Source organism: Roseateles sp. GW821-FHT09H10 (genome assembly GCF_059415865.1).
Map to the genome: position 1 here is coordinate 283,655 of NZ_JBWKOB010000003.1, position 23,945 is coordinate 307,599.

Consider the following 23,945-nt stretch of genomic DNA (forward strand, 5'->3'; position numbering starts at 1 on the left):
ATCGAGCCCGCCGTGGACCGGCTGGCCACGGCTTTCGCGGATGACCCGATCACGGGATTCCTGCTTCGGACCGGGACAGGCTACCGCGAGCGGGTGACGCAGTTCTTCTCGCTGTTGATGGGCGCGCGCGTCGCCCTCAGCATGCCGGTGCTTCTGGCGCGAGACGCCGACGGCATCCATGGCGCGGCGATGGGCTACACCACGGCCCGACCCCAATGGCCGAAGCGCTTTGCGGATGACTGGGATCGTTTCGAGAGCGCCATCCCCGGCTTGAGCGAGCGTATGGCGGTCTATGACGAGATCGCCGACAAGGGCAAGCCGGCCGCGCCGCACTACTACCTCGGCGTGCTCGGGCTGGACCCGGCCCTGCAGGGCCGCGGCATCGGCAAGCAATTGCTCAAGGCCTTCTGCGAACGCTCGGCTGCGGATCCACTTTCGGCTGGCGTCTACCTCGAGACGGCGAATCCAACGAATGTCGGTTTCTACGAAGGTGCCGGCTTTGAGCAGACCGGCCGAGGCAGCCTGGGTGGCGCGACGCTGTGGTGCATGTTTCTGCGCCACAACGGCTAGGCGCCCTGTTCGCTGCCCTGTGCCGCCTCCAGCCACAGCACCGCAAACCACCCGTTCTCATCCGTCCACACCTTGCCCGGCTTGAAGCCCGCGCGCTCGGCCAGGGCCTGGAAGCCGGTGACGGTGTATTTGTGCGAGTGCTCGGTGTGCAGCGTCTCGCCTTCGTGGAAGTTGTAGACCTCGGCGCCCAGCCGCAGCTCCAGCGGCCGCGTGGCCCGCAGATGCATCTCGATGCGTCGATACGCCGGGTTGTAGAAAGCCAGGTGCTCGAAACCGTCCGGAGGGAATTCCGCCCCCAGCTCCTGGCGAGCGCGCATCAACACATTGAGGTTGAAGGCCGCGGTCACGCCGGCCGCATCGTTGTAGGCGGCGTGCAGCGTGCCGTGGTCCTTCACCAGGTCGATGCCGATCAGCAGGCCGCCGCCGGCCAGCTCGCCAGCCGCCAGGCGCAGGAAGGCGTCGGCCTCGGCGGGCGTGAAGTTGCCGATGCTGGAGCCGGGGAAGAAGCCGACGCGGCGGCTGCCGTCGGAACAGGGCGGCAAGGTGTGCGGCCGTGTGAAGTCGGCCACCAGGGGCTGGATGGCCAGGCCGGGGTAGTCGCCCGCGAGGCCGTCGCAGGCGGCCAGCAAGTGAGGGCCCGAGATGTCCACCGGCACGAACTGCACGCTGTCGCGCGGAATGGCGTCCAGCAGCAGGCGGACCTTGCGCAGCGCGCCAGCGCCGTACTCGACGAGCTGCACCTGGCCGCCCATCTGGGCCGCCATGTCTTCGGCGTGCGCCTGCAGCAGCGCGAGCTCGGTGCGCGTCGGGTAGTACTCCGGCAGCTCGCAGATCTGCTCGAACAGCCGGGAGCCGGCCTCGTCGTAGAAGTATTTGGGCGAGATCGCCTTGGGCGTGCGGCTCAACGCCGCGTGCAGGTCGGCCGCGAATTGTTCGTTCTCGGCGCTGGCCCGGGGCTGGCGCCATTCGATACCTGGTTTCATCTTGCGAGCCTCAATCCACTGAACTGCCAGCGCGCGGCCGGCGGGAAGAAATTGCGATAGCTGGGCCGTGCGTGGCCCTGGGGCGTTGCCAGGCTGCCGCCGCGCAGCACCTGTTGGCCCACCATGAACTTGCCGTTGTATTCACCGACGGCGCCGGCCGCGGGCTTGAAGCCGGGGTAGGGCGCATAGCTGGAACGTGTCCATTGCCAGGCTTGGTCGGCCGCCTGCTCGAAACCTTGCAGGCTGGACGCGGCCTCCCACTCGAACTCCGTGGGCAGGCGCGCGCCGGCCCATTCGGCAAAGGCGCAGGCCTCGTAGAAGCTGAGCTGCTGGACGGGCGCATCCGGGTCCATGGGCTGAACGCCATGCAGGCCGAAGACGCTGCCGTCCTCCTGCCAGTAGGCCGGCCGCTGCCAGCCCTGGGCCTGCACCGTGGCCCAGCCATCGGACAGCCACAGCAGGGGCTCGCGATAGCCACCGGCCTCGATGAAATCGGCGTACTCGCCGCAGCTCACGAGGCGGCTGCTGATCTCGAAGGGCGTGACGAGGGCCTGATGTCGCGGGCCCTCGTTGTCGAAGGCGAAGCCGCTGCCGCCATGGCCGATGTCGACGATGCCGCCTGCATGCTTCAACCAGGCCTGCTGCGCAGGGACGGCCTTTGCCGGCGCCGTGGTGGCGTAGGCCGGCAGCAGCGGGTTGCAGGAGAAGGCATGCAGGATGTCGGTCAGCAACAGCTCCTGATGCTGCTGCTCGTGATGGCAGCCCAGCTCGATGAGGCGAAGCACATCGTCCAGAGCGTGGGGTAGCAGGTCGGCAAGCGCGGCGTCCACATGGCGGCGGTAGGCCTTGACCTCGGCGAGTGAAGGCCGGCTCAGCAGGCCGCGCTGCGGCCGGGCATGGCGTGGGCCCAGGCTCTCGTAATAGGAGTTGAAGAGCCGCGGCCAGCGTTCGTCGAAGACGCAGTAGTCCGGCAGATGGGGCGCCAGCACCAGCGTCTCGAAGAACCAGGTCGTGTGCGCCAGATGCCATTTGGCGGGGCTGGCATCGGGCATGGACTGCAACTGGGCGTCTTCGTCCGACAGGGGCGCGGCCAGGGCGAGCGAATGAGCTCGGGTGGCGCGGAGCAGCTCGGTCAACATGGAATGCACCGTATCGCAAACTGCTGCCAACGGTATGTCAGTGAAGGGTTGTTGGCTGTAGGACGGCATCCCTAGGGTGGAAGCCGATACCGGGGGTCTTCACTTCCCCTAGGATCGCCGCCACACAACAAGGAGACCAGGCATGAAAGCACTCGCCTTCATCGCCGCCCTGCTGACCGCCACCGCGGTGCAGGCCAATGAGCCCATCACGCTCAAGGTGCATCATTTCTGGCCGCCCGGCGCCATGCCGCCGACGCAGATCCTCGCGCCCTGGTGCGACAGGATCGCGGCCGACTCGGGCAACCGCCTGAAGTGCCAGGTCTACCCGGCCATGCAGCTCGGCGGCACGCCGGCCCAGCTCATCGACCAGGTCAAGGACGGTGTCGTCGACATCGCCTTCACGCTGCCGGGCTACACGGCCGGGCGCTTTCCCATCATGGAGGTGTTCGAGCTGCCCTTCATGACCAACTCCGCCGAGGCCGCCGCGCGCGCCGCCTGGGACTTCTATGGCAAGTACGCCGTCAAGGAATTCGCCGCCGTCAAGCCGCTGATGTTTGCCACGCATGACGAGGGCTATCTGCACACCCGCGAGAAGCAGATCAAGACGCTGGCGGACTTCAAGGGCCTCAAGCTGCGCGCACCCACGCGCCAGACGAACAAGCTGCTTTCCTCGCTCGGCGCCTCGCCGGTCGGCATGCCGCTGCCAGCGGTGGCCGATGCCGTCAGCAAGGGCACCATCGACGGCTTCGCGCTGCCGTGGGAAGTGATTCCCTCGGTCAAGCTGCACGAGATGGTGAAGTTCCACACCGAGACCGATCCGAGCCGCCCGGCCCTGTACAGCGCCGTCTTCGTGCTGGCCATGAACCCGGCCAGATATGACAGCCTGCCGGCCGACCTGAAGGCCGTCATCGACAAGAATTCTGGCGCCGTGCTGTCGCAGTCCGCCGGCCGCACCTGGGACGCCAGCCAGGCTCCGGGCCGCAAGCCCGCCTTGGACCGTGGCAATGTCTTCTACACGGTGCCGGCCGCCGAGGTGGACCAGTGGATCAAGGCCAGCCATCCCCTCTACGACGACTGGGCGGCCGACATGGACAAGCGCGGCCTGCCCGGCAAGCAGATGCTGGCCGAGGCGCAGGCCCTGCTGGCCAAGTACAAGAAGTGAGGTGGCTGGAGAAGCTGGCCGCGGCGTTTGCGCTGCTGGGCGGCTTGTGCGCCTTGCTCGTGGCCGGCATGACGCTGTACAGCGTCGTCGGCCGCAACTGGTTCGCCGCCCCGGTGCGGGGTGATGTCGAGCTGAGCCAGATCGGCATCGCCCTGGCCATCACGCTGTGCCTGCCCTGGTGCCAGCTCAGGCGCGGCAACATCATCGTGGACTTCTTCACCCAGGCCGCGCCGCAGCGCGTGAACGCGGCCCTGGATCGTTTCGGCGCGCTGCTGCTGGCCGTCATGCTGGGCCTGCTGGCCTGGCGCACCGGCGTTGGGGCGGTCGCCGTGGATGAAGCGGGCGAGCAGACCATGATCCTCGGCCTGCCGATGTGGTGGGCTTATGCCATCCTGGCGCCGGGGTTGGGGCTGACGGCGGTGATTGCGGTGGGGCAGGTGGTTCGGCGAGGTGAGGCTTGACGTGCTCCGCCCCGGTGGGCGGGCGCCCGATGCCAAACGCATCAACCCGCTGGTTCGGGCTGTTCATTCACTCCCCCTTTGAGTCCCGCCGAGGAGCGCACGGCCTTGAGGCCGCGTGCGTCAGCACGCCTCAACAACTGACTCCGCGCAACTGTTTGACCACAGCGGCCCTTGGGCCGCGGCGGGAGTTTTGCGCGGGGCCTCAAGGACGGCGCACCGCAGGGAACCCCTCGCGATGCGAGGGGCGGGCGGTTCGGGGGCGACTCTTTGCCTACTTTCTGGTCGCCCAGAAAGTAGGTCGCCCGCCGGGGCGAACTCCCGGCTGGGCCGTGGCGCCAAGACAGCGCCAATTCAGCGTCAAGACCTGCAGGCGAACATGACCGCCGGCCTCACCATCTTCGGCCTGATGCTCTTGCTGATGGCCCTGCGCGTGCCCATCGCCGCGGCGATGTTCATCCCCGGTGCCCTGGGCTATGCCTGGATGAGCAGCGACGCCGCCCTGCTCAATCTCATCAAGGGTTCGGCCGTCGCGCGGCTGACGGTCTACGAGTTGTCAGTCATCCCGCTCTTCCTGCTGATGGGCCAGTTCGCCACCCAGGGCGGGCTGTCGCGCGCCCTCTTCAAGGCCGCAGCCGCGTGGGTCGGCCATTGGCGCGGTGGCCTGGCCTTCGCGGCCATCCTCGCTGCTGCCGCCTTCGGCTCGGTCTGCGGGTCGTCCGTCGCCACCTGCGCCACCATCACCCAGGTGGCCTATGGCGAGATGAAGCAGGCCGGCTATCACGGGCGGCTGTCGACGGCCGTGCTGGCCACGGGCGGCACCTTGGGCATCTTGATCCCGCCGTCGGTGCCGCTGATCGTCTATGCCATCCTGACCGAGCAGAACATCGCCAAGCTCTTCGCCGCGGCCTTCATCCCGGGGCTGATCGCGACGGCGGGCTATCTCGCCGTCATCGCCATCACCTGCCGGCTGCGGCCCGAGCTGGCGGTGCCGGGGCGGCGCCATGGCTGGGGCGAGCGCTGGCGGGCGCTGCTGGGCGTGTGGCCGCTGCTGGCGATCTTCGTCGTCGTGTTCGGTGGCATCTACGGCGGCCTGTTCAGCCCGACCGAGGGTGCCTCCGTCGGTGCGCTGGCGACGCTGGCCAGCGGTCTGCTGTCCGGCGAACTGCGCGGCGAAGGACTGAAGCGTGCCCTGCTCGGTACGGCCGAGACGACAGCCATGGTCTTCATGATCTTCCTCGGCGCCGACATGATGAATTCGGCCCTGGCCCTGACACAGATGCCCGGGCACCTGGCGCAATGGGTCGGCGGCCTCGCGGTGCCGCCGCTGCTCATCGTGGCCGGCGTGCTGGCTTTCTATGTCGTGCTGGGCTGCGTGATGGACGAGCTGTCCATGCTGCTGCTGACCATCCCCGTCATCTTCCCGACCATCATGGGCCTGGACCTGTGGGGCCTGGCGGCCGAGCCCAAGGCGATCTGGTTCGGCATCCTGGTGCTGATGACGGTGGGCATCGGCATGCTGGCACCGCCGGTGGGGCTCAATGTCTATGTCGTCAACGGCATGGCGCGCGACGTGCCCATGAACGAGACCTACAAGGGTGTCATCCCTTTTCTCGTCAGCGATGTGCTGAGGATGCTGCTGCTGCTCTTCGTGCCCGCCATCAGTGTCGGCGTGCTGCGCTGGCTGTGACGGGCCAGGCCGCAAGCAGGCCGAGGGCGATGCCGATGCTGTCGGCCAGCACATCGTGCCAGTCGGCCTCGCGCGGCGGCAGAAGGCCCTGCGCGATCTCGATGGCGATGCCGTAGCCGACCAGGGCCAGCACCAGCCAGATCCATTGCCGCGGCCGCTGCCACAGGGCCCAGACGCTGGCAAAGGCCAGCGCCGCGAAGGCGAGCACGTGGTTGCTCTTGTCCCAGCCGGTGCTCAGGGTCTTGGGCGGCGCCGGGCTCAGGGCCAGCCAGGTGATAGCGACGAACAGGACGGCGAGCAGCGCGCGCCACAGGGCGCGGCGCGCGGTACAAAAGTTCAGGATGAAGCTGGGCATGCGATTGCGAGGCGGCGATGGGCCTTGGATTTGCGGGCCGAGCGACGGGCCGCTCGCTAGCCGGCCCGCCTTGGGCGATGTGCTTGCCGGTCAATCCGGCAAGCATCGCCGTCCCCGCGGGGGACCGTCCAACGTACTCGTTGGACGAGGGGCTTCATTTCATCTGCAGCAGCCAGGTCTTGGCCTGGCGCAGGTGGGCGACCAGCTGGGCCTGGGCCGCGCCGACGGCGGGATCGGCCGGGTTGAGCTTCTCCAGCAGGGCCGCGTCGATGAGGGCGCGCGAAGCGGAATTCAGCATCCAGTTCATCGAGGGCTGGCGCTGGCCGGGCACCAGCGGCAGGCGCAGCTCCGCCACCTGGCCGCAGCCGCCGATGCGCTTGATGAGCTCGACCGTCGAGTCGCGGCCACGCGCGCTGTTGCTGTTCAGGATGCCCTGGGCCGGCGCGACGACCTCGTTCAGGCCCATGTGCGTGGCGCGGTAGCGGCGGCTGTCCAGGGGCTGGGCATCGGCGGCCGTGGGGGCGTCGCGGCACAGCCAGTCGTCGACGTGGGCGGGCGCGTTGCCGAGCAGCAGCAGGCGCAGCCGCGAGCGGTCCAGGATGCCCTGGCCGGCGCAGTCTTCCTCCGGCTTGCAGACCTTGAGGCGGCCGGCGGCCTCGAGGTCGCGCAGCAGGTCGGACAGCGTCAGCGTGGCGCTGGCCTCCACATAGCCGCCGTCGCCCAGGCGGTCCCAGACGCGGCCGACGTCGTCGTTCTCCTCGTCCCGGTGCGCTTCCTTGAAGACGACCGCCGCGGCCGGGCTGATATAGGGGAAGCGGGCGCTGTTGTGCACGGCCTGGGCCAGCGTGATCTGCTCCACCTCCAGGCCGAGCGAGGGATCGAGCAGGTCGATGCCGTCGCCGCCGGGCAGCAGGAAATCGGACTGGTAGACGCGCTGGCCGCGCGACAGGGCCGTCGTGTTCAGGGCCAGCAGCGGCAGCCACTCGGCGTCGGTGGAGCGGGCATGCAGGGCCGTCATGGCCTCGCCCCAGGGGTTGACGTGGGCGGTCGGGCGCAGCGGGCATTGGCGAGCCAGGCTCTGCGCCCAGTCGCGCCGCCAGGCGCGTTCCAGCCCCAGGGAGCGGTCGGCACCGGCGATGGGCACCGGCAGGAAACGCTGCACCAGGTCGGGGTAGAGCATGTCGCCGACCGGCGTGGCGAGATGGTCGAGGCCGGTGAAGTCGCGCACCAGCTTCCAGGGCGTGCAATGGGCGCCATCGATGGCCTGGCGGCGTGCATCGACGGCGGCGACAAAGCTCGTCGCACCCAGGGCACCGCCCGAGGTGCCGCTGATGGCGAAGACGGAGTCGGCGAAGTTGACGCCCTGCTGTTCGCCCAGATCCTGCAGCCGCGCCAGCGAGGCACTGCCCCAGTAGGCCGCCCGCGAGGCGCCGCCCGCCACGGCGACGAGGACGAGGGGGCGCTTGCCGTCGGCGCCCACGGTGCGCAGCCAGGTCTGCAGCCAGGCATCAGCGGGCTGACGGGCCGTCACGGCACTCCTGGCGCTGCGTTCGGGGTCGGCGACGCGGTGGTTGTCGTTCAGCGGCGCGCAAAGGACGAAGAGCAGGACGGGCAGGGCGGTGAGCGGGAAGCGGATCAGGGCCTTGGGTACATAGGTCAGCAGGATGCCGCCGAAGACGATCCAGCTGCCCATGGCCAGCAGCACCAGGGCCGGCGAGCCGATGGCACGCGCCGTCTCCTCGGGGATTGCGACGAGGGCGGCGAACACGCCCCATTGCAGCAGCAGCACCAGCGCGACCAGCACGCGCGACGGCGTGCTCAGGCGGTCTTCGCGCTGCAGCAGCTCGATGGCCTCGCGGCGGCCGTCCAGGGCCAGCAGGCGGGCCAGCCGCGAGCCGGCGCCGAGCTTCAGCAGCCAGGCGCGCCGCTTCCAGACGAAGAGATAGAGCAGCAGGGTGACGGCCAGCAGGCCGACGCCGATGAAGCGCTCGCGCTGCTGCATCAGGAAGAAGGCCGCGATGGGCAGGCCGCCGCCAAGAATCAGGCTGCGCGGCAGCCAGCGGCGCAGCGCTTGAGCGAAGCGCGGATTCATGCATTCGCCCAGCGTGTCGGGCTTGAAGCGGCGGTCCAGCAGCAGCCGGCTCACATACCAGGCCAGCAGCAGCCACAGGCCGAAGGCGAAGACGAGGACGGCCGTCTGCACGCTGCCGACTTCCAGCGACAGCAGGGTCTCGCGGGCCTGCTCAAGACCCAGCAGCACGGCGACGCCCGCGATGACGATGCCGACCGGGAAGGCGCACAGGCCCAGCACCCGCAGCAGATAGAGCATCCACGGCACGTCACCTTCCGGCGCGGGCGCCTCGGCGGGGGGCTCGGGTGGCGGCGGAGGCGGGGGCGGACCGGCTTCCTGGGGGCCAGGAGGTTGCGGCGGCGGCGAGAACTGCGGCGGCGGCGCGGGTTCGTGAGGCGGATAGACGACCGGAATCAGCATGGCCCGCACTCTAGCTGCGGGGTGGAGCGCGTCCAAGGGCGGCCGGGGATGGCGGCGCCTCGTGAAAAACCCTCGCCGGGCGGTCATGGAGGCGGCGGCGGGCATACAGTGAAGAGGACAACGGTGTCGAGGGAAGGTCAAAAACATGGACAACGGTCAACTGCTGCCCTTGCTGGGCGGTCTCGCGCTGGGGGCAGCGCTCGGTGGCGGGGCGGTCTATGCCTGGGCAGCCAACAAGCTCAAGCGCGAACATGAACGCGTGATGCATGTCGAGCAGGCCCGCCAACTGGGCGCCCAACAGGTCACGCAGGCGCGTAAGCAGGTCGAGCAGCTGCAGCGCGAATGCCATGAGCTGCGCCTGGCCGTGCGGCCCGCGCCGCGCCAGGCGCCTCCGCCTCCTGCACCCATCGACGCTGCCGAGGCGACGCGCCGCTATGTGGAAGCCAAGATGCAGCCGGCGGCGCCTGCCGAGGAGCCCAAGCCCTTCAAGGACACGGTTGTCCTGCCGAAGTCGCAGTACTAGAGGCCCCTCGCCCAGCTCGCCGCGCTGAACGCGGGTGAGGCTGGTCGGTCTTGCAGACCGCGCTGCGGCAGTGCCGCAGCTCTTCGGCAGGCACATCCCGCCCACCGGGCGCGATGTGTCCGGCCTCAGCCCCCGCGGGGACGGCGATGCTTGCGGCATTGAGCCACAAGCACATCGCCAAGCGGGCCGGCTTGGGAGCGGCCCGGCGCTCGGCCCGGAATGCCGAAAGCCCCTTTGTCACTGCCGAGACAAGACTGCGGCAAGACGGCTGCCTAGAATCGAACGGTCGTTCTATTCTGGGCCGGCTGCGGGAGACGCGGTGGGCCCGCCAACCGAGGTCGTGCCCATGACAGCCCATTACGAAGTTCGCGGCAGCGTTGCCGTGATCACGCTCGACAACCCGCCGGTCAACGGTCTGGGTTTTGCCACCCGCTCGGCCGTTGCCGCCGGTGTGGAGCGCGCCGAAGCCGATCCGGCCATCACCAGCCTGGTCATCACCGGCGCCGGCAAGGCCTTCTCGGGCGGCGCCGACATCAAGGAATTCGGTTCGCCCAAGGCCCTGGCCGAGCCCAATCTGCTCAGCCTGATCGCCGTCGTCGAGAACTGCAGCAAGCCGGTTGTCGCGGCCATCCACAGCGTCTGCATGGGCGGTGGCCTGGAACTGTCCCTGGGCTGCCACTACCGCGTCGCGCAGACCGGCACCAAGGTCGCCCTGCCCGAAGTGAAGCTGGGCCTGCTGCCCGGCGCCGGCGGCACGCAGCGCCTGCCGCGTGCCCTGGGTGTCGAGCCCGCGTTGAACATGATCGTCAGCGGCGAGCCCGTTGAAGCGCAGATGCTGGCCATGGTCCCCGGCCAGAAGCTGTTCGACAAGATCGTCGATGCCGATGTGGTCGACGCCGCCGTCAAGTTCGCCGAGGAAGTCTCCGAGAAGCGCCCGCTGCCCAAGGTGCGCGACCTGAAGGCCCGCCATCCGAATGCCGAGGCCTACTTCCAGTTCGCCCGCAACATGGTGGGCGGCATGAGCAAGAACTTCCCGGCGCCGCTGCGCTGCCTGGAAGCCGTGGCCGGTGCGGTCAACCTGAAGTTCGACGACGGCATGCGCGCCGAGCGCGAAGGCTTCGCGGCGCTGATGATGACGCCCGAATCCAAGGCCCTGCGCCATCTGTTCTTCGCCGAGCGCGTGGCCAGCAAGATTTCCGACGTGCCCGAGGACACGCCGCTGCGCACCATCGCCAAGGTCGGCGTCATCGGCGCCGGCACCATGGGTGGCGGCATCTCGATGAACTTCCTGAACGCGGGCATCCCGGTCACCATCCTGGAGACCAAGCAGGAAGCCCTGGATCGCGGCGTCGCGACCATCAAGAAGAACTACGAAGCCCAGGTCAAGAAGGGCAAGCTGAAGGAAGACAAATACGCCCAGCGCGTGGCCCTGCTGAGCACCACGCTGAGCTACGACGACCTGAAGGACTGCGACCTCATCATCGAGGCCGTGTTCGAGGAGATCGGCGTCAAGGAAGCCGTCTTCAAGCAACTGGACGCCGTGGCCAAGCCCGGCGCCATCCTGGCCTCCAACACCTCGACGCTGGACGTCGACAAGATCGCCTCCTTCACCAAGCGCCCGCAGGACGTGGTGGGCATGCACTTCTTCAGCCCGGCTAACGTGATGAAGCTGCTGGAAGTGGTGCGCGGCAAGGAGACGGCCAAGGACGTGCTGGCCACCGTGATGGCCATTGGCAAGAAGATCAAGAAGACGGCCGTCGTGTCCGGCGTCTGTGACGGCTTCATCGGCAACCGCATGATCGAGCAGTACAGCCGCCAGGCCGGCTTCCTGCTGGATGAAGGCTGCACGCCGCAGCAGGTGGACAAGGCCGTCGAGAAGTTCGGCTTCGCGATGGGCCCCTTCCGCATGGGCGACCTGGCCGGCAACGACATCGGCTGGGCCATCCGCAAGCGCCGCGCCGTCGAGCGCGCCACCATGAAGTATTCGGCCAGCGCCGACCGCCTTTGCGAGCTGGGCCGCTTCGGCCAGAAGACCGGCGCCGGCTGGTACGACTACCTGCCCGGCAAGCGCGATGCCATCCCGTCGGCTGTCGTCGAAGAGATGCTGGCCAAGCACCGCGAGGCCATCGGCGCCAAGAAGCGCGACATCAGCGACGAGGAGATCGTGCACCGCCTGGTGTTCGCCCTGGTCAACGAGGCCGCCCATCTGCTGGAAGAGGGCATCGCCCAGCGCGCGTCGGACGTGGACATGGTCTACCTGACCGGCTACGGCTTCCCCATCTTCCGCGGTGGCCCGATGTGCTATGCCGACACGCTGGGCCTCTTCAACGTCGTGCAGGCGATGAAGCGCTTTGCCAAGAACCCGATGGACGACGGCGCGTTCTGGACGCCGGCACCACTGCTGGCGCGACTGGTGGCTGAAGGCAAGTCCTTCACTTAAGCCTTCGGCCCAACGAACAAGGATTCAAGACATGAGCAACGCACTGATCGTCTCCACCGCCCGCACCCCGCTGACCAAGAGCTGGAAGGGCGCGTTCAACATGACCCATGGCGCGACGCTGGGCGGCCATGCCGTCAAGGCGGCCGTCGAGCGCGCCGGCATCGATGGCGGCGCCATCGAAGACGTGCTGATGGGCTGCGCCAACCCCGAGGGCGCCACCGGCGCCAACATCGCGCGCCAGATCGCACTGAAGGCCGGCCTGCCGGTCACGGTGAGCGGCGTCACCATCAACCGCTTCTGCTCCAGCGGCCTGCAGACCATCGCCATGGCCGCCCAGCGCATCATTGCGGGAGAGGGCGATGTCTATATCGCCGGCGGCGTGGAAAGCATCTCCTGCGTGCAGCAGGAAATGAACAATCACATGCTGGCCGACCCGGCCCTGCTGAAGATCAAGCCCGAGATCTACTGGAACATGCTGCAGACCGCCGAGAACGTGGCCAAGCGCTACAACATCTCGCGCGAACGCATGGACCACTACGGCGCCGGCAGCCAGCAGAAGGCCTGCGCCGCCCAAGCCGCCGGCCTGTTCAACGACGAGATCATCTCCGTCACCGCGACCATGGGCGTGGCCGACAAGGTCATGGGCATGATGAGCAAGGAAGTGACCGTCAGCGCCGACGAGGGCCTGCGCGAAGGCACGACCTACGAAGGCATCCAGGGCCTGCGCTCGGCCGTGCCCGGCGGGCTGATCACTGCCGGCAATGCCAGCCAGTTCAGCGACGGCGCCGGCGCCTGCGCGCTGGTCAGCGAGCAATACGCGTCCACGCACAACCTCAAGCCGCTGGGCCGCTTCCTCGGCTTTGCGGTGGCGGGCTGCGAGCCGGACGAGATGGGCATCGGCCCCGTGTTCGCCGTGCCCAAGGTGCTGAAGAAGCTGGGCCTGACGGTCGCCGACATCGACCTGTGGGAACTGAACGAGGCCTTCGCCGTGCAGGTGCTGTACTGCGCCGACACGCTGGGCATCCCGATGGACAAGCTCAACGTCAACGGCGGTGCCATCGCCGTCGGCCACCCTTACGGCGTGTCGGGCCAGCGCCTGACCGGCCATGCCCTCATCGAAGGCAAGCGCCGCGGCGCCAAGCGCGTCTGCGTGACCATGTGCATCGGCGGCGGCATGGGTGCCGCGGGCGTGTTCGAGGTGCTCTGAGGACCATGGCCGTCTCTCCAGAGGTCCTTCTGCAGCTGGGCCGCGACGTCCTGGGCCAGCAGCCGTTCAGCCGGCTGCTGGGCGCCGAGGTCGCGGCCATGTCGGCAGGCAAGGCGGATCTGCAGTTGGCGCTCAAGCCCGAGCATCTGCAGAACAACGGCTTTGCGCATGGCGGCGTGGTCAGCTATCTGGCCGACAACGCGCTGACCTTTGCCGGCGGCACCGTGCTGGCCATGCCCGTCGTGACCTCGGAGTTCAAGATCAACTATGTGCGTCCGGCCGTGGGCGAGCGCCTGATCGCGCGCGCCGAGGCCAAGTCCGCCAGCAAGAGCCAGGCGGTGTGCTGCTGCGAGGTCTATGCCGTCAAGGACGGCGTGGAAAAGCTCTGCGCGCTCGCCCAGGGCACCATCGTCCGCCTGGCGTGATGATGCCCCTCGCCCATCCTCGCGACGCTGAACGCGCGCGAACCTGGTCGGTCCCCCGTGGGGACGAGGCTGCTCACGGCATAGAGCCGCAAGCAGCCTCAGGCGGGCCGGCTCGGGAGCGGCCCAGCGCTCGGCCCGGAACACCCGGCTGACAGGGATGGTTTGAATGCAAGTGGACCTCGACACGCTGCGCGGCTTCTTCCGCTCGGCGCCCTTCATGGTCGACCTGGGCGTGGAGCCCATGGCCGTCGAGCCGGGCCGGGTGAGCACGCAGCTGGTGGTGGCCAGGCGCCATTGCCAGCACACCGGCGTCGTCCATGCCGGCGTTGTCGCCGCCTTGGCCGATCACTCGATGGGCGCGGCAGCGCAAACGATGGCCGCGGACGGCCACTGGGTGCTGACGGCGGAATTCAAGACCAGCCTGCTGCGCGGCGCCAGCGGCGAGCGGCTGGAATGCGAGGCCTGGGTCATCAAGCCCGGCCGACAGGTTTCATTCACCGAGGCCGAGGTGTACGCGGTGCAGGGCGGCGAGCGCAGGCTCGTGGCCAAGGCCAGCGGCACCATGGCCCTCACCAAGGCCGCTAACAAGGCGGAATAGCCTCATGCGCGAAACCCTGGACTTCCTGCTCTACGACTGGCTGCACGCCGCCGACCTGACGGCCCGCGAGCGCTTTGCCGATCATTCCCGCGAGACCTTCGGCGCGGTGCTGGACACCTGCGAGCGCATCGCCCGCGAGAAGTTCGCGCCCAGCTACCGGCTGATGGATACCGAGGAGCCGCGCGTGGTTGTGGATGAACATGGCGAGCGCGTGCACCTGCCGGCGGCGACGCTGGAGGCGGTCAACGCCCTGGTCGAGTCCGGCATGCTGTCCGCGACGCATGACTACGACGTCGGCGGCATGCAGCTGCCCTGCCTCGTCGAGACGGCGGCCAACACCTTCGTCAGCAAGGCCAATGTCCACGCCGGCTCCTACGCCGTGCTGACGACCTGCAATGCCAATTTGCTGATGGAGCATGGCAGCGAGCGCCAGCGCGAGGTCTTCGCCAAGACGCTGCTGGCGGGCGAGTGGTTCGGCACCATGTGCCTGTCGGAACCGCAGGCCGGCTCGTCGCTGTCCGATGTGGTCACGCGTGCCGAGCTGGAAGACGAGAGCGACCCGCTGGGCGCCCGCTACCGCCTGCGCGGCAACAAGATGTGGATCTCGGGCGGCGAGCATGAGCTGCGCGGCAACATCGTGCATCTGGTGCTGGCCAAGGTGCCGGGCCCGGACGGCAAGCTGATCCCGGGCACCAAGGGCATCTCCCTCTTCATCGTGCCCAAGCAGATGGTGGGTGCCGACGGCCAACTGACCGGCGAGCGCAACGACATCGCTTTGGCAGGCTTGAACCACAAGCTCGGCCATCGCGGCACCACCAACTGCCTGCTGAACTTTGGTGAGGGCAAGTTCCAGCCCGGCGGCAAGGCCGGCGCGGTCGGCTATCTCGTCGGCAAGCCCGGCGAGGGCCTGCGCTGCATGTTCTTCATGATGAACGAGATGCGCATCGGCGTCGGCCTCGGCGCCGTGATGCTGGGCTATGCCGGCTATGAGGCCAGCCTGGAGTACGCCAAACAGCGCCCGCAGGGCCGTGCGATGACGGCCGCCGGCAAGGATGCCGCCAGCCCGCAGCGGCCCATCATCGAACACGCCGACGTGCGCCGCATGCTGCTGGCGCAGAAGAGCTATGTCGAGGGCGGCCTGGCCTTCGAGCTCTACTGCGCCCGCCTGGTCGACGAGCTGAACACCAGCCTGGATGCAACTCGCAAGGCCGAGGCCCAGGCCTTGCTGGACGTCCTCATCCCCATCGCCAAGAGCTGGCCCAGCGAGTGGTGCCTGGAGGGCAACTCGCTGGCCATCCAGGTGCTGGGCGGCTATGGCTACACGCGTGACTTCCCCGTCGAGCAGCTCTGGCGCGACCAGCGCCTGAACATGATCCACGAGGGGACGCACGGCATCCAGGCCCTGGACCTGCTGGGCCGCAAGGTCGTGCAGCAGGGCGGGGCCTCGCTGGCGGCCTTGGCCCAGAAGGTGCAGGCCACCATCGAGCGCGCGATGCAGACTGACTGGGCACCGCAGGCCAACCAGCTGGCCGCTGCGCTCGCGCAGGTCGGCGGTGCCACCAAGAAGGCCTGGAGCACCGGCGAGCCGGAAGAAGCCCTGGCCAATGCGACGCCGTATCTGCAGGCCTTCGGCCACACCGTGCTGGCCTGGATCTGGCTGGACGTCGTGCTGAGCGTGCATGGCGACAGCGACTTCGCCCACGGCAAGCGCGCCGCGGCCCGCTATTTCTTTGCCTACGAGCTGCCCAAGATCGGCGCCTGGCTCGACGTCGTTGCCCGCCGCGAGCCGCTGTGCCGCGAAATGCGCGCTGAGTATTTCTAAGGAGACCTTCCATGAGCACCAAAGTCCAAGACCTCTTCGACCTCAGCGGCCAGGTGGCCCTCGTCACCGGCGGCTCGCGCGGCCTGGGCCTGCAGATCGCCGAAGCGCTGGGCGAAGCCGGCGCCAAGATCATGCTGACGTCGCGCAAGGCGGCCGACCTGGAAGAAGCCGCGGCTCATCTGCAGGCGCGCGGCATCGACACGCGCTGGGTCGCGGCCGACGCCGCCAAGGAAGAGGACGCGCAGCGCGTCGTCATGGAGACCATGGAGCGCCTTGGCCAGATCGACATCCTCGTCAACAATGCCGGCGCCAGCTGGGGCGCGCCCGCCGAGGAACACCCCATCGAGGCCTGGGACAAGGTCATGGACCTGAACATCCGCAGCCTGTTCGTGTTCGCGCAGGCAGTGGCCAAGGCCAGCATGATCCCGCGCAAATCGGGCCGCATCATCAACGTGGCCTCCATCGCCGGCCTGGGCGGCAACTCGGCCGTCATGAAGACCATCGCCTACAACACGAGCAAGGGCGCCGCCGTGAACTTCACGCGCGCGCTGGCGGGTGAGTGGGGCCAGTACGGCATCACAGTCAATGCGCTGGCGCCGGGCTTCTTCCCGAGCAAGATGACCAAGGGCCTGCTGGCCACCATCGGCGAGGACAAGATGGCCTCCCACGCACCGCTGAATCGCATCGGCGACGACGACGACCTCAAGGGCGCCGCCCTGCTGTTTGCGTCCAAGGCCGGCAAGCACATCACGGGTCAGATCCTGGCGGTGGATGGCGGCGTGTCGGCCATCCATGGAGGATGATGGGCGGATGGAGTTCCCGGTCCACATCCCCTTCGTCCAGCAACTCGGCTTCCAGCTGCACAGCGTCGGCGACGGCGAGGCCGAGCTGAGGCTGACGATCAGCGATCAGCATCTGAACTCCTGGCGCGTGGCCCACGGTGGCGTCGTGATGACGCTGCTGGACGTGGCCATGGCCCACGCGGCCCGCAGCGTGAACCGGCATCTGCCAGACCTCGGGCCCGGCGTCGTCACGGTGGAGATGAAGACCAGCTTCATGCGCCCGGGCGAGGGCGAACTGCGGGCGGTGGGCAAGCTGCTGCACCGCTCCACGACCATGGCCTTCTGCGAGGGCTCGGTGTTCGGCGCGGACGACAAGCTCTGCGCCCATGCCACCGGCACCTTCAAATACCTGCGGGCATTGCCGGCAGGGCGGCAGCTGAAGCCCCTGGGCGGTGAGGGCGACTGAGGCCCGCTTTGCAGAACTTTGCGGCGCGACGGGCGCTTGTCCGACCACCGCGCGCCGGGGCCAGTCGTTGAATGACCTCCTGTCACTTGGAGATCTTCATGCTCAACAGAACCCTCCTTGCTTCCTGCCTGGTCGCCAGCTGCGCCTTCGGGACGGTGGCGCTTCCGACCGCAGCCGTGGCACAGGTCAGCGTGTCCATCCGGACTGCACCGCCGCCGCTGCGTCATGAAGTGATGCCGGCCGCGCGCCGGGGCTATGTCTGGGTGCCCGGCTACTGGAACTGGAACGGCCGCCGCCACGTCTGGCAGCAGGGCGTCTGGGTGAAGGAGCGCCGCGGCTATATGTACAACCAGCCCGCCTGGATGGAGCGCGACGGCCACTGGGAACTGCGGCGCGGCGGCTGGGCCCGCGGTGATGCCGACCGTGACGGCGTGCCCAACGGTGCCGATCACCGGCCCCACGATCCCCACCGCCGTTGATGCGGCAAGCCCAGCATCAAATGCGGGGCTTGAGCGGCGTTATGAAACGGCGTTCCAAAATTTGGCACAATAGCGCCAGCGTCTGCGCCCCGCTCCGGGGTGCGCGGTTGGCCAGGTGGACGCGGACCATGCCGTCCGCGCCCGATCACCTGGCATGACGGCCCGCGCTCGAGGCCCCTCTGGCCCGAGCGACCAAGCCCCTGCACCGGGCGGTTCTTGAGCCGCCTCGCCCTCATTCCGCCCGAAAGCCACCCGCCATGAAGATCGCCCTCATCATCGAGAACAGCCAGGCCGCCAAGTCCGAGATCGTCCACAACGCCCTCAAGACCGTCGCCGAGCCGCTGGGCCACAGCGTCCACCACTACGGCATGTACACGCCGGAAGACAAGGCCTCGCTGACCTATGTGATGAACGGCCTGCTGGCCGGCATCCTGCTGAACTCCAAGGCCGCCGACTTCGTCGTCACCGGCTGCGGCACCGGCATGGGCTCCATGCTGGCCTGCAACAGCATGCCCGGCGTGTTCTGCGGCCTGGTCATCGACCCGACCGACGCCTTCCTGTTCGGCCAGATCAACGACGGCAACTGCATGTCCATGCCCTATGCCAAGGGCTTCGGCTGGGCGGCCGAGCTGAACCTGCAGGACTGCTACCGCAAGCTGCTCGAGAACGAGCGCGGCGCCGGCTATCCCAAGGAACGCGCCGCCATCATGGCCAAGAACCGCGGCATCCTGAAGGACCTGAAGGCTGCCTCCTGCAAGGACATGCTGACCACGCTGAAGGCCGTCGACCAGGACCTGCTGAAGGCCGCCGTGTCGGGCGAGAAGTTCCAGGAACTGTTCTTCACGAACTGCCAGGATGATGCGATCGCTTCGCACATCAAGTCTGTCCTGAAGTCTTGATCTGCCTCGCGACGGTCTCGCGGCCTGCGAGACTGTCGCGATGCCTGCTCCACCGCCCCACCTCACGCTGCGCACGCTGACGCGCGGCGACGGCCTGCTGGGCCTGCGCCCGCGCGGTCCGCTGGGCCCCCGGGGCGAGCAGGTGACGGTGGCGACGCTGGCGCGGCGGGATGCCGACGCCGAGCAGGTATTGGTGAAGCTGGGCCTGATCGCTCTGGATCCGGCCCTGCTGCAATGGCGTGGCACGCCGCCGGCTCTGGGCGGCGAATCCCTCTGGACCCTGGTCCAGGAAGAGTTCTTCGGCGACTTCCATGCCGAGAAGCTGCCGGAGCTTCTCGCGCTCGGCTGGCAGGTCACGACCGAGCCGGGCTTTGCCCACCACAGCCAGTTCGTCAGCGGCTGGCAGCTCGGCCTGACCGAAGACAACGGCGAAGCAGCGCCCAAGCCCAGCCGCCGTGTCGAAGGCCTGGGCCTGGAGCGCCGCACGGGCGCCTGGCTGGTCAGCCTCGGCATCGAGGTCGACGGCCAGCGCATCGACCTGGCACCGCTGATCGCCAACCTGCTGCGCAAGGACAAGCGCTGGCTGGATGCCGCCGCGATTGGCGCCATCGAGGACGACGCCCTCATTTCGCTGCGGGCTCCCGGCGGCCGCCGCTATCACACGCCCGCCGCACCGCTGAAGGCCATCATGCTGGCCCTGCTGGACCTGCTCAAGCCGGCGGAGCTGGAGAAGGGCAAGCCCCTCAAGCTCGACGAGTGGGACGCCGACCGCGTCCGCTGCATCGAGGACGAGGGGCGAGGGCGCTGGCAGATCCATGGCGACGCCGGGCTGAAGGCCCTGGGCCGGCGCCTGCTGGCAGCCGGTGAGCCGATGACGCTGGATCAGCCCGCCGGCCTGGGCCTGCAGCTGCGCCCCTACCAGCTGCACGGCCTGGCCTGGCTGCAATACCTGCGTGAGCAGGGCCTCGCTGGCATCCTGGCCGACGACATGGGCCTGGGCAAGACGGCGCAGGCACTGGCCCACATCTGGACCGAGAAGCAGGCCGGCCGCCTGGACAGGCCCGCCCTGGTCATCGTGCCCACCTCGCTGCTCTTCAATTGGCGGCAGGAGGCGGCGCGCATCGCGCCAGGGCTCAAGCTGGTGACCTGGCATGGCGCCGACCGCGCGGCGGTCTCGCTCGCCGATGCCGACATCGTGCTCAGCACCTACAACCTGGTCTGGCGCGACCTGCGCACGCTGGCGGCCCAGCCCTGGCATCTGCTCATCCTCGATGAAGCCCAGTCGGTCAAGAACGCCCAGGCCCGCGCCGCCCGCGCGCTGCGCCGGCTCAACACCCGCCACCGCCTGGCCTTGACCGGCACGCCGCTGGAGAACCATCTCGGCGAGCTGTGGTCGCTGTTCGACCTGCTGATGCCCGGCTTCCTCGGCGATTCGCGCAACTTCGCCCGGCACTGGCGCAAGCCCATCGAGATCAACCGCGACGGCCCGCGCGCCCGCTTGCTGGCGGCCCGGGTGCGGCCCTTCATCCTGCGGCGTCTGAAGACCGAAGTCGCGACCGAGCTGCCGCCGCTGACCGAGCTGGTCAAGCGCGTCACGCTGGTGGGCCAGCAGAAGCAGCTCTACGAGAGCGTGCGCGTCGCGGCCGACCACATGATCCGGCGCATCCTGCAGCGCGACGGCTTCACGCCGACCAGCCTCATCAGCGTGCTCGACGCGATGCTCAAGCTGCGCCAGGTCTGCTGCGACCCTCTGCTGCTCAAGGGTGTGGACATGCCGGCCTTCGTCGAGCGCGCCAAGCTGGAATGGCTGCGCGAGCACCTGCCCGACTTCGTCGCCCAGGGCCGGCGTCTCCTGGTGTTCTCGCAGTTCACCGAGATGCTGGGCCTGATCGCCGCTGAACTGCAGCGTTTGGGTCTGGCCCATCTGCGCCTGACCGGCGAGACGCCGGCATCACAGCGCGGCGAGGTCGTGCGCCGGTTTCAGGCCCGCGAGGAGCCCATCCTGCTGGCCAGCCTCAAGGCCGGTGGTGTCGGACTCAACCTGACGGCGGCCGACACCGTCATCCATGTCGACCCCTGGTGGAACCCGGCGGTGCAGGCCCAGGCCAGCGCGCGGGCCCATCGCATCGGCCAGGACCAGCCCGTCTTCGTCTACCAGCTCGTGGCCCAGGGCAGCATCGAGGAGCGCATGCTGGAGCTGCAGGCACGCAAGAAGGCGCTGGCCGACGGGCTGCTGGGCAGCGACGACGGCGCCATGCTCGCCAAGTTCACGGCGCCCGAGCTGAACCTGCTGCTGGCGCCGCTCGCCGATGAATTCAGCGACGACGCATGAGCTTCCAGGCCCGCGGCAGCACCAGCACCGCGGCCAGCACCGCCAGCAAGCCGATGGACAGCGGCCTCTCGATGAAGACGCTCCAGTGTCCGCTGCCGATGGACAGCGCATTGCGACCCTGCGCTTCGGCCAGCGGGCCGAGGATCATGCCGACGACGACGGGCGCGGTCGGGAAGTCGAAGCGCCGCATGACGACGCCCATCAGGCCCAGGCCCAGCATCAGGAAGAGGTCGAAGGCGCTCTGGCGCATGCCGTAGACGCCGACGGTGGCGAAGATCAGGATGCCGGCATACAGCTGCGGCCGCGGGATCTTCAGCAGCTTGACCCACAGGCCCACCAGCGGCAGGTTCAGCACCAGCAGCATGATGTTGCCGATGTAGAGGGACGCGATCAGCGCCCACACCAGGGCCGACGAGGTGGTGAACAGCTGCGGGCCGGCCTGGATGCCGTAGTTCTGCAGCGCGCTGAGCAGGATGGCGGCGGTGACCGAGGTCGGGATGCCGAGCGTCAGCAGCGGCACCAGCGTCGCCGTCACGGCTGCATTGTTGGCCGCTTCCGGGCCGGCCACGCCCTCGATGGCGCCTGTCGTGCCGAACTCTTCCTTGTGCTTGCTGAGCTTGCGCTCGGTGGCGTAGCTCAGGAAGGTCGGGATCTCCGAGCCGCCGGCGGGGATGGTGCCGAAGGGGAAGCCGATGGCCGTGCCGCGCAGCCAGGCCGGGATGGAGCGCTTCCATTCCTGCCAGGTCATGTGCACGCTGCCCATGCGGTTGAGGTTGGTGGTGCTGCGCCCCTCGTACAGCGCCAGGTAGAGGGTCTCCCCGACGGCGAACAGGCCGACGGCGACCAGCACGGTCTCGATGCCGTCCATGAATTCGGGCACGCCGCCGGTGTAGCGCACCTGGCCGGTGATCTGGTCCAGGCCGATCAGCCCCAGGGCCAGGCCGATGAAGAGCGAGGTCATGCCGCGCAGCGTGCTCTTGCCCAGCACGGCGCTGACCGTCGTGAAGGCCAGCAGCATCAGCAGGAAGTACTCGGGCGGGCCGAGGGTGACGGCGAAGTCGGCCACCACGGGTGCGAACAGCGTGACCAGCACGGTGGCGATGGTGCCGGCCACGAAGGAGCCGATGGCCGCGGTGGCCAGGGCCGCGCCGGCGCGGCCGTTCCTGGCCATCTTGAAGCCCTCCATGGCCGTCACCATGGTGCCGGTCTCGCCGGGGGTGTTCAGCAGGATGGAGGTGGTGGAGCCGCCGTACATCGCACCGTAGTAGATGCCGGCGAAGAAGATCATCGAGGCGGTGGGCTCGACCTGGGTCGTGATGGGCAGCAGCATGGCCACCGTCACCGCCGGGCCGAGGCCGGGCAGCACGCCGATGGCCGTGCCGATGACGCAGCCGAGGAAGGCCCACATCAGGTTGACGGGCGTGCCGGCGGTGGCGAAGCCGCCGAGCAGTTGGGTCCAGAGATCAGTCATGGGGTGGGCCTCCTCACAGCCAGCCGCTGGTGGTCAGGCCGGGCAGGTTGATGGCCAGCAGCTTGGTGAAGAGCCAGAACACCGGCGCCGAGATGCAGATGCCGGTGGCGAGGTCGATCAGGCTGGCCTTCATTGCGCCGCCCGGCTTGCCCTCGGCGATGCGCAGGCCGCGCACGGCCAGCGCGAAGCACAGGGCGCAGGCCAGGATGAAGCCCAGCGTCGTGATGAGGCTGGCGTTGGCGACGACGCCGGCGACCACCCAGGCCACCGCATGCCAGTCGGCGCGTTCGGCGCCCGAGGGCGCCTCCATCTCGCGATAGCCGCCGCTGCGCGCCTCCCAGACCAGCCAGGCGCCGCAAACCATCAGCACCACCGACACCAGCCAGGGCAGGGCGTTGGGGCCGACGCCGGCATAGCCGGCTTCCGACGAGATGAAGGTGGCGCCATAGGCCATCACGGCGCCGATGAGGACGGCGCCGACGCCGACCAGGGTCTGGCCGGTCACGGAAGGACTGCTGCTCATGAGGAGGGCCTCAAATCATTCCGGACTTGACCATGATGGCGCGCAGCGTCGCGAACTCGCGGTCGACAAAAGCGTCGAACTCCGGTCCGGCCATCAGCGCCGGCGTCCAGGCGTTCTTGTCGATGGACTCCGCCCAGCTCTTGCTCTTGGTGGCCTGCACGACCATGTCGGTCAGGGCCTTGCGCTGATCGGCGCTGATGCCAGGCGGCGCGTACAGGCCGCGCCAGTTGCCGATCTCGACATTGATGCCGAGCTCTTTCAGCGTCGGCGCGTCCACGCCCTTGATGCGCTGCGGCGCCGTGACGGCGATGGCGCGCATCTTGCCGCTCTCCAGATAGGGCTGGAACTCGCTGAAGCCGCTGCCACCGATGGTCACGTTGCCGCCCAGGATGGCGGCTACCGCTTCACCGCCGCCACGGAAGGGCACGTAGTTGATCTTGGCCGCGTCGACGCCGACATCGCGGGCGATCATGGCCGCCGCGATGTGCTCGGTGGCGCCGCGCGAGCCGCCGCCCCACTTGACGCTGCCGGGGTCCTTCTTCAGCTGCTCGATGACGTCCTTCATCGACTTCAGCGGCGAGGCCGCATGGACGACGAAGACGTTGTATTCGCTGATCAGGCGCGCGATCGGCGTGGCCTGTGACAGATTGACCGGCGGCTTGCCGGTGATGATGCCGCCCAGCATGACGGCGCCCATGACGAGCAGGGCATGCGGGTCGCCCTTGCTGGCATTGACGAACTGGGCCAGGCCCAGGGCGCCGGCCGCGCCGCCCTTGTTTTCGAACTGAACCGAAGACGCGAGTCCCGCGTCCTGCAGGGCCTTGCCGAAGGCGCGGCCGGTGGTGTCCCAGCCGCCGCCGGGGTTGGCCGGAATCATCATCTTCATGGGCACGCCGGCCGCGCTGGCCGACAGGGGCCATGCGCCGGCGGCGGCCAGGGCCGCCAGGGACTTGAGGAAGGTGTCGCGACGCATGGTTGTCTCCGTTTTTCAGATCATTGCACTTGCGGGCCGAGCGCCGGGCCGCTCCCTAGCCGGCCCGCCTTGGGCGATGTGCTTGCAGCTCAATGCTGCAAGCATCGTCGTCCCCTCGGGGGACCGGCCAAGGTACTCCTTGGACGAGGGGCTCTGT

22 protein-coding genes are annotated in these 23,945 nt (G+C 68.6%); 15 read left to right on the forward strand and 7 right to left on the reverse strand.

Features of this window, described 5'->3' with window-relative positions; genetic code table 11:
* Positions 1-12: 12 nt before the first annotated feature.
* Positions 13-570 carry a GNAT family N-acetyltransferase gene (locus AC07OY_RS16880; protein ID WP_495043767.1) on the forward strand — a complete coding sequence of 186 codons (558 nt, stop codon included), beginning with the start codon at positions 13-15 and terminating at the stop codon, positions 568-570.
* Here AC07OY_RS16880 and egtD read toward each other — a convergent pair.
* The gene (gene egtD / locus AC07OY_RS16885; RefSeq protein ID WP_495043768.1) at positions 567-1,553 is read right to left on the reverse strand and encodes an L-histidine N(alpha)-methyltransferase; all 987 of its coding nucleotides are present in this window, start codon (positions 1,551-1,553) and stop codon (positions 567-569) included. The two genes, AC07OY_RS16880 and egtD, sit on opposite strands and share 4 nt — an antisense overlap.
* Complete coding sequence (gene egtB, locus AC07OY_RS16890; protein ID WP_495043769.1) at positions 1,550-2,692, reverse strand: ergothioneine biosynthesis protein EgtB; 1,143 nt, start codon at positions 2,690-2,692, stop codon at positions 1,550-1,552. Before egtB ends, egtD begins: the two co-directional genes overlap by 4 nt.
* A gap of 142 nt (positions 2,693-2,834) precedes the next feature.
* Between egtB and AC07OY_RS16895 the strand changes: the two genes are divergently transcribed.
* From AC07OY_RS16895 to AC07OY_RS16905, 3 genes are all read left to right on the forward strand, one after another.
* Positions 2,835-3,854, forward strand: a complete 1,020-nt coding sequence (locus tag AC07OY_RS16895; protein ID WP_495043770.1) for a TRAP transporter substrate-binding protein — start codon at positions 2,835-2,837, stop codon at positions 3,852-3,854.
* Positions 3,851-4,315 (forward strand): TRAP transporter small permease, encoded by a 465-nt coding sequence (locus AC07OY_RS16900; RefSeq protein WP_495043771.1) that lies wholly within the window; start codon positions 3,851-3,853, stop codon positions 4,313-4,315. The genes AC07OY_RS16895 and AC07OY_RS16900 overlap by 4 nt, the downstream gene beginning before the upstream one ends.
* 376 nt (positions 4,316-4,691) lie before the next feature.
* Positions 4,692-6,002: a TRAP transporter large permease gene (locus tag AC07OY_RS16905; RefSeq protein ID WP_495043772.1), complete on the forward strand. Its 1,311-nt coding sequence runs from the start codon at positions 4,692-4,694 to the stop codon at positions 6,000-6,002.
* On the opposite strand, the gene AC07OY_RS16910 is transcribed toward AC07OY_RS16905, so the two are convergent.
* Together AC07OY_RS16910 and AC07OY_RS16915 are read right to left on the reverse strand one after the other, a co-directional pair.
* Positions 5,974-6,357 (reverse strand): VanZ family protein, encoded by a 384-nt coding sequence (locus tag AC07OY_RS16910; protein WP_495043773.1) that lies wholly within the window; start codon positions 6,355-6,357, stop codon positions 5,974-5,976. The two genes, AC07OY_RS16905 and AC07OY_RS16910, sit on opposite strands and share 29 nt — an antisense overlap.
* Positions 6,358-6,511: 154 nt before the next feature.
* Positions 6,512-8,848, reverse strand: a complete 2,337-nt coding sequence (locus tag AC07OY_RS16915) for a hypothetical protein (protein ID WP_495043774.1) — start codon at positions 8,846-8,848, stop codon at positions 6,512-6,514.
* 145 nt (positions 8,849-8,993) lie between these two features.
* On the opposite strand from AC07OY_RS16915, the gene AC07OY_RS16920 reads away from it, so the two are divergent.
* From AC07OY_RS16920 to AC07OY_RS16970, 11 genes are all read left to right on the forward strand, one after another.
* On the forward strand, positions 8,994-9,371 hold the full coding sequence (locus AC07OY_RS16920) for a hypothetical protein (RefSeq protein WP_495043775.1): 378 nt from the start codon (positions 8,994-8,996) through the stop codon (positions 9,369-9,371).
* 346 nt (positions 9,372-9,717) lie between these two features.
* Positions 9,718-11,811: a 3-hydroxyacyl-CoA dehydrogenase NAD-binding domain-containing protein gene (locus tag AC07OY_RS16925; protein WP_495043776.1), complete on the forward strand. Its 2,094-nt coding sequence runs from the start codon at positions 9,718-9,720 to the stop codon at positions 11,809-11,811.
* 31 nt (positions 11,812-11,842) lie between these two features.
* A complete protein-coding gene (locus tag AC07OY_RS16930) occupies positions 11,843-13,018 on the forward strand; it encodes an acetyl-CoA C-acyltransferase (protein WP_495043777.1) in 1,176 nt (391 codons plus the stop codon).
* 5 nt (positions 13,019-13,023) lie between these two features.
* Positions 13,024-13,443: a PaaI family thioesterase gene (locus AC07OY_RS16935; protein WP_495043778.1), complete on the forward strand. Its 420-nt coding sequence runs from the start codon at positions 13,024-13,026 to the stop codon at positions 13,441-13,443.
* A 166-nt stretch (positions 13,444-13,609) separates the two neighbouring features.
* Positions 13,610-14,041, forward strand: coding sequence for a PaaI family thioesterase (locus AC07OY_RS16940; RefSeq protein WP_495043779.1), 432 nt, complete (start codon positions 13,610-13,612; stop codon positions 14,039-14,041).
* A 4-nt stretch (positions 14,042-14,045) separates the two neighbouring features.
* A complete protein-coding gene (locus tag AC07OY_RS16945) occupies positions 14,046-15,863 on the forward strand; it encodes an acyl-CoA dehydrogenase (protein ID WP_495043780.1) in 1,818 nt (605 codons plus the stop codon).
* 11 nt (positions 15,864-15,874) lie between these two features.
* Positions 15,875-16,666, forward strand: coding sequence for an SDR family oxidoreductase (locus AC07OY_RS16950; protein WP_495043781.1), 792 nt, complete (start codon positions 15,875-15,877; stop codon positions 16,664-16,666).
* Between the two features lie 7 nt (positions 16,667-16,673).
* A complete protein-coding gene (locus AC07OY_RS16955; protein ID WP_495043782.1) occupies positions 16,674-17,111 on the forward strand; it encodes a PaaI family thioesterase in 438 nt (145 codons plus the stop codon).
* Between the two features lie 98 nt (positions 17,112-17,209).
* Positions 17,210-17,590: a YXWGXW repeat-containing protein gene (locus AC07OY_RS16960; RefSeq protein ID WP_495043783.1), complete on the forward strand. Its 381-nt coding sequence runs from the start codon at positions 17,210-17,212 to the stop codon at positions 17,588-17,590.
* A 257-nt stretch (positions 17,591-17,847) separates the two neighbouring features.
* Positions 17,848-18,489, forward strand: a complete 642-nt coding sequence (locus AC07OY_RS16965) for an RpiB/LacA/LacB family sugar-phosphate isomerase (protein ID WP_495043784.1) — start codon at positions 17,848-17,850, stop codon at positions 18,487-18,489.
* A 40-nt stretch (positions 18,490-18,529) separates the two neighbouring features.
* Positions 18,530-20,821, forward strand: coding sequence for a DEAD/DEAH box helicase (locus AC07OY_RS16970; protein WP_495043785.1), 2,292 nt, complete (start codon positions 18,530-18,532; stop codon positions 20,819-20,821).
* Here the strand turns inward: AC07OY_RS16970 and AC07OY_RS16975 are convergent.
* From AC07OY_RS16975 to AC07OY_RS16985, 3 genes are read right to left on the reverse strand one after another with little or no spacing between them, the layout of a single operon-like run.
* Entirely contained in the window at positions 20,805-22,292 is a 1,488-nt protein-coding gene (locus AC07OY_RS16975) for a tripartite tricarboxylate transporter permease (RefSeq protein WP_495043786.1), read from the reverse strand. The two genes, AC07OY_RS16970 and AC07OY_RS16975, sit on opposite strands and share 17 nt — an antisense overlap.
* A gap of 13 nt (positions 22,293-22,305) precedes the next feature.
* Positions 22,306-22,815 (reverse strand): tripartite tricarboxylate transporter TctB family protein, encoded by a 510-nt coding sequence (locus tag AC07OY_RS16980; RefSeq protein ID WP_495043787.1) that lies wholly within the window; start codon positions 22,813-22,815, stop codon positions 22,306-22,308.
* Positions 22,816-22,825: 10 nt separating this feature from the next.
* Entirely contained in the window at positions 22,826-23,788 is a 963-nt protein-coding gene (locus AC07OY_RS16985; protein ID WP_495043788.1) for a Bug family tripartite tricarboxylate transporter substrate binding protein, read from the reverse strand.
* Positions 23,789-23,945: the final 157 nt, after the last annotated feature.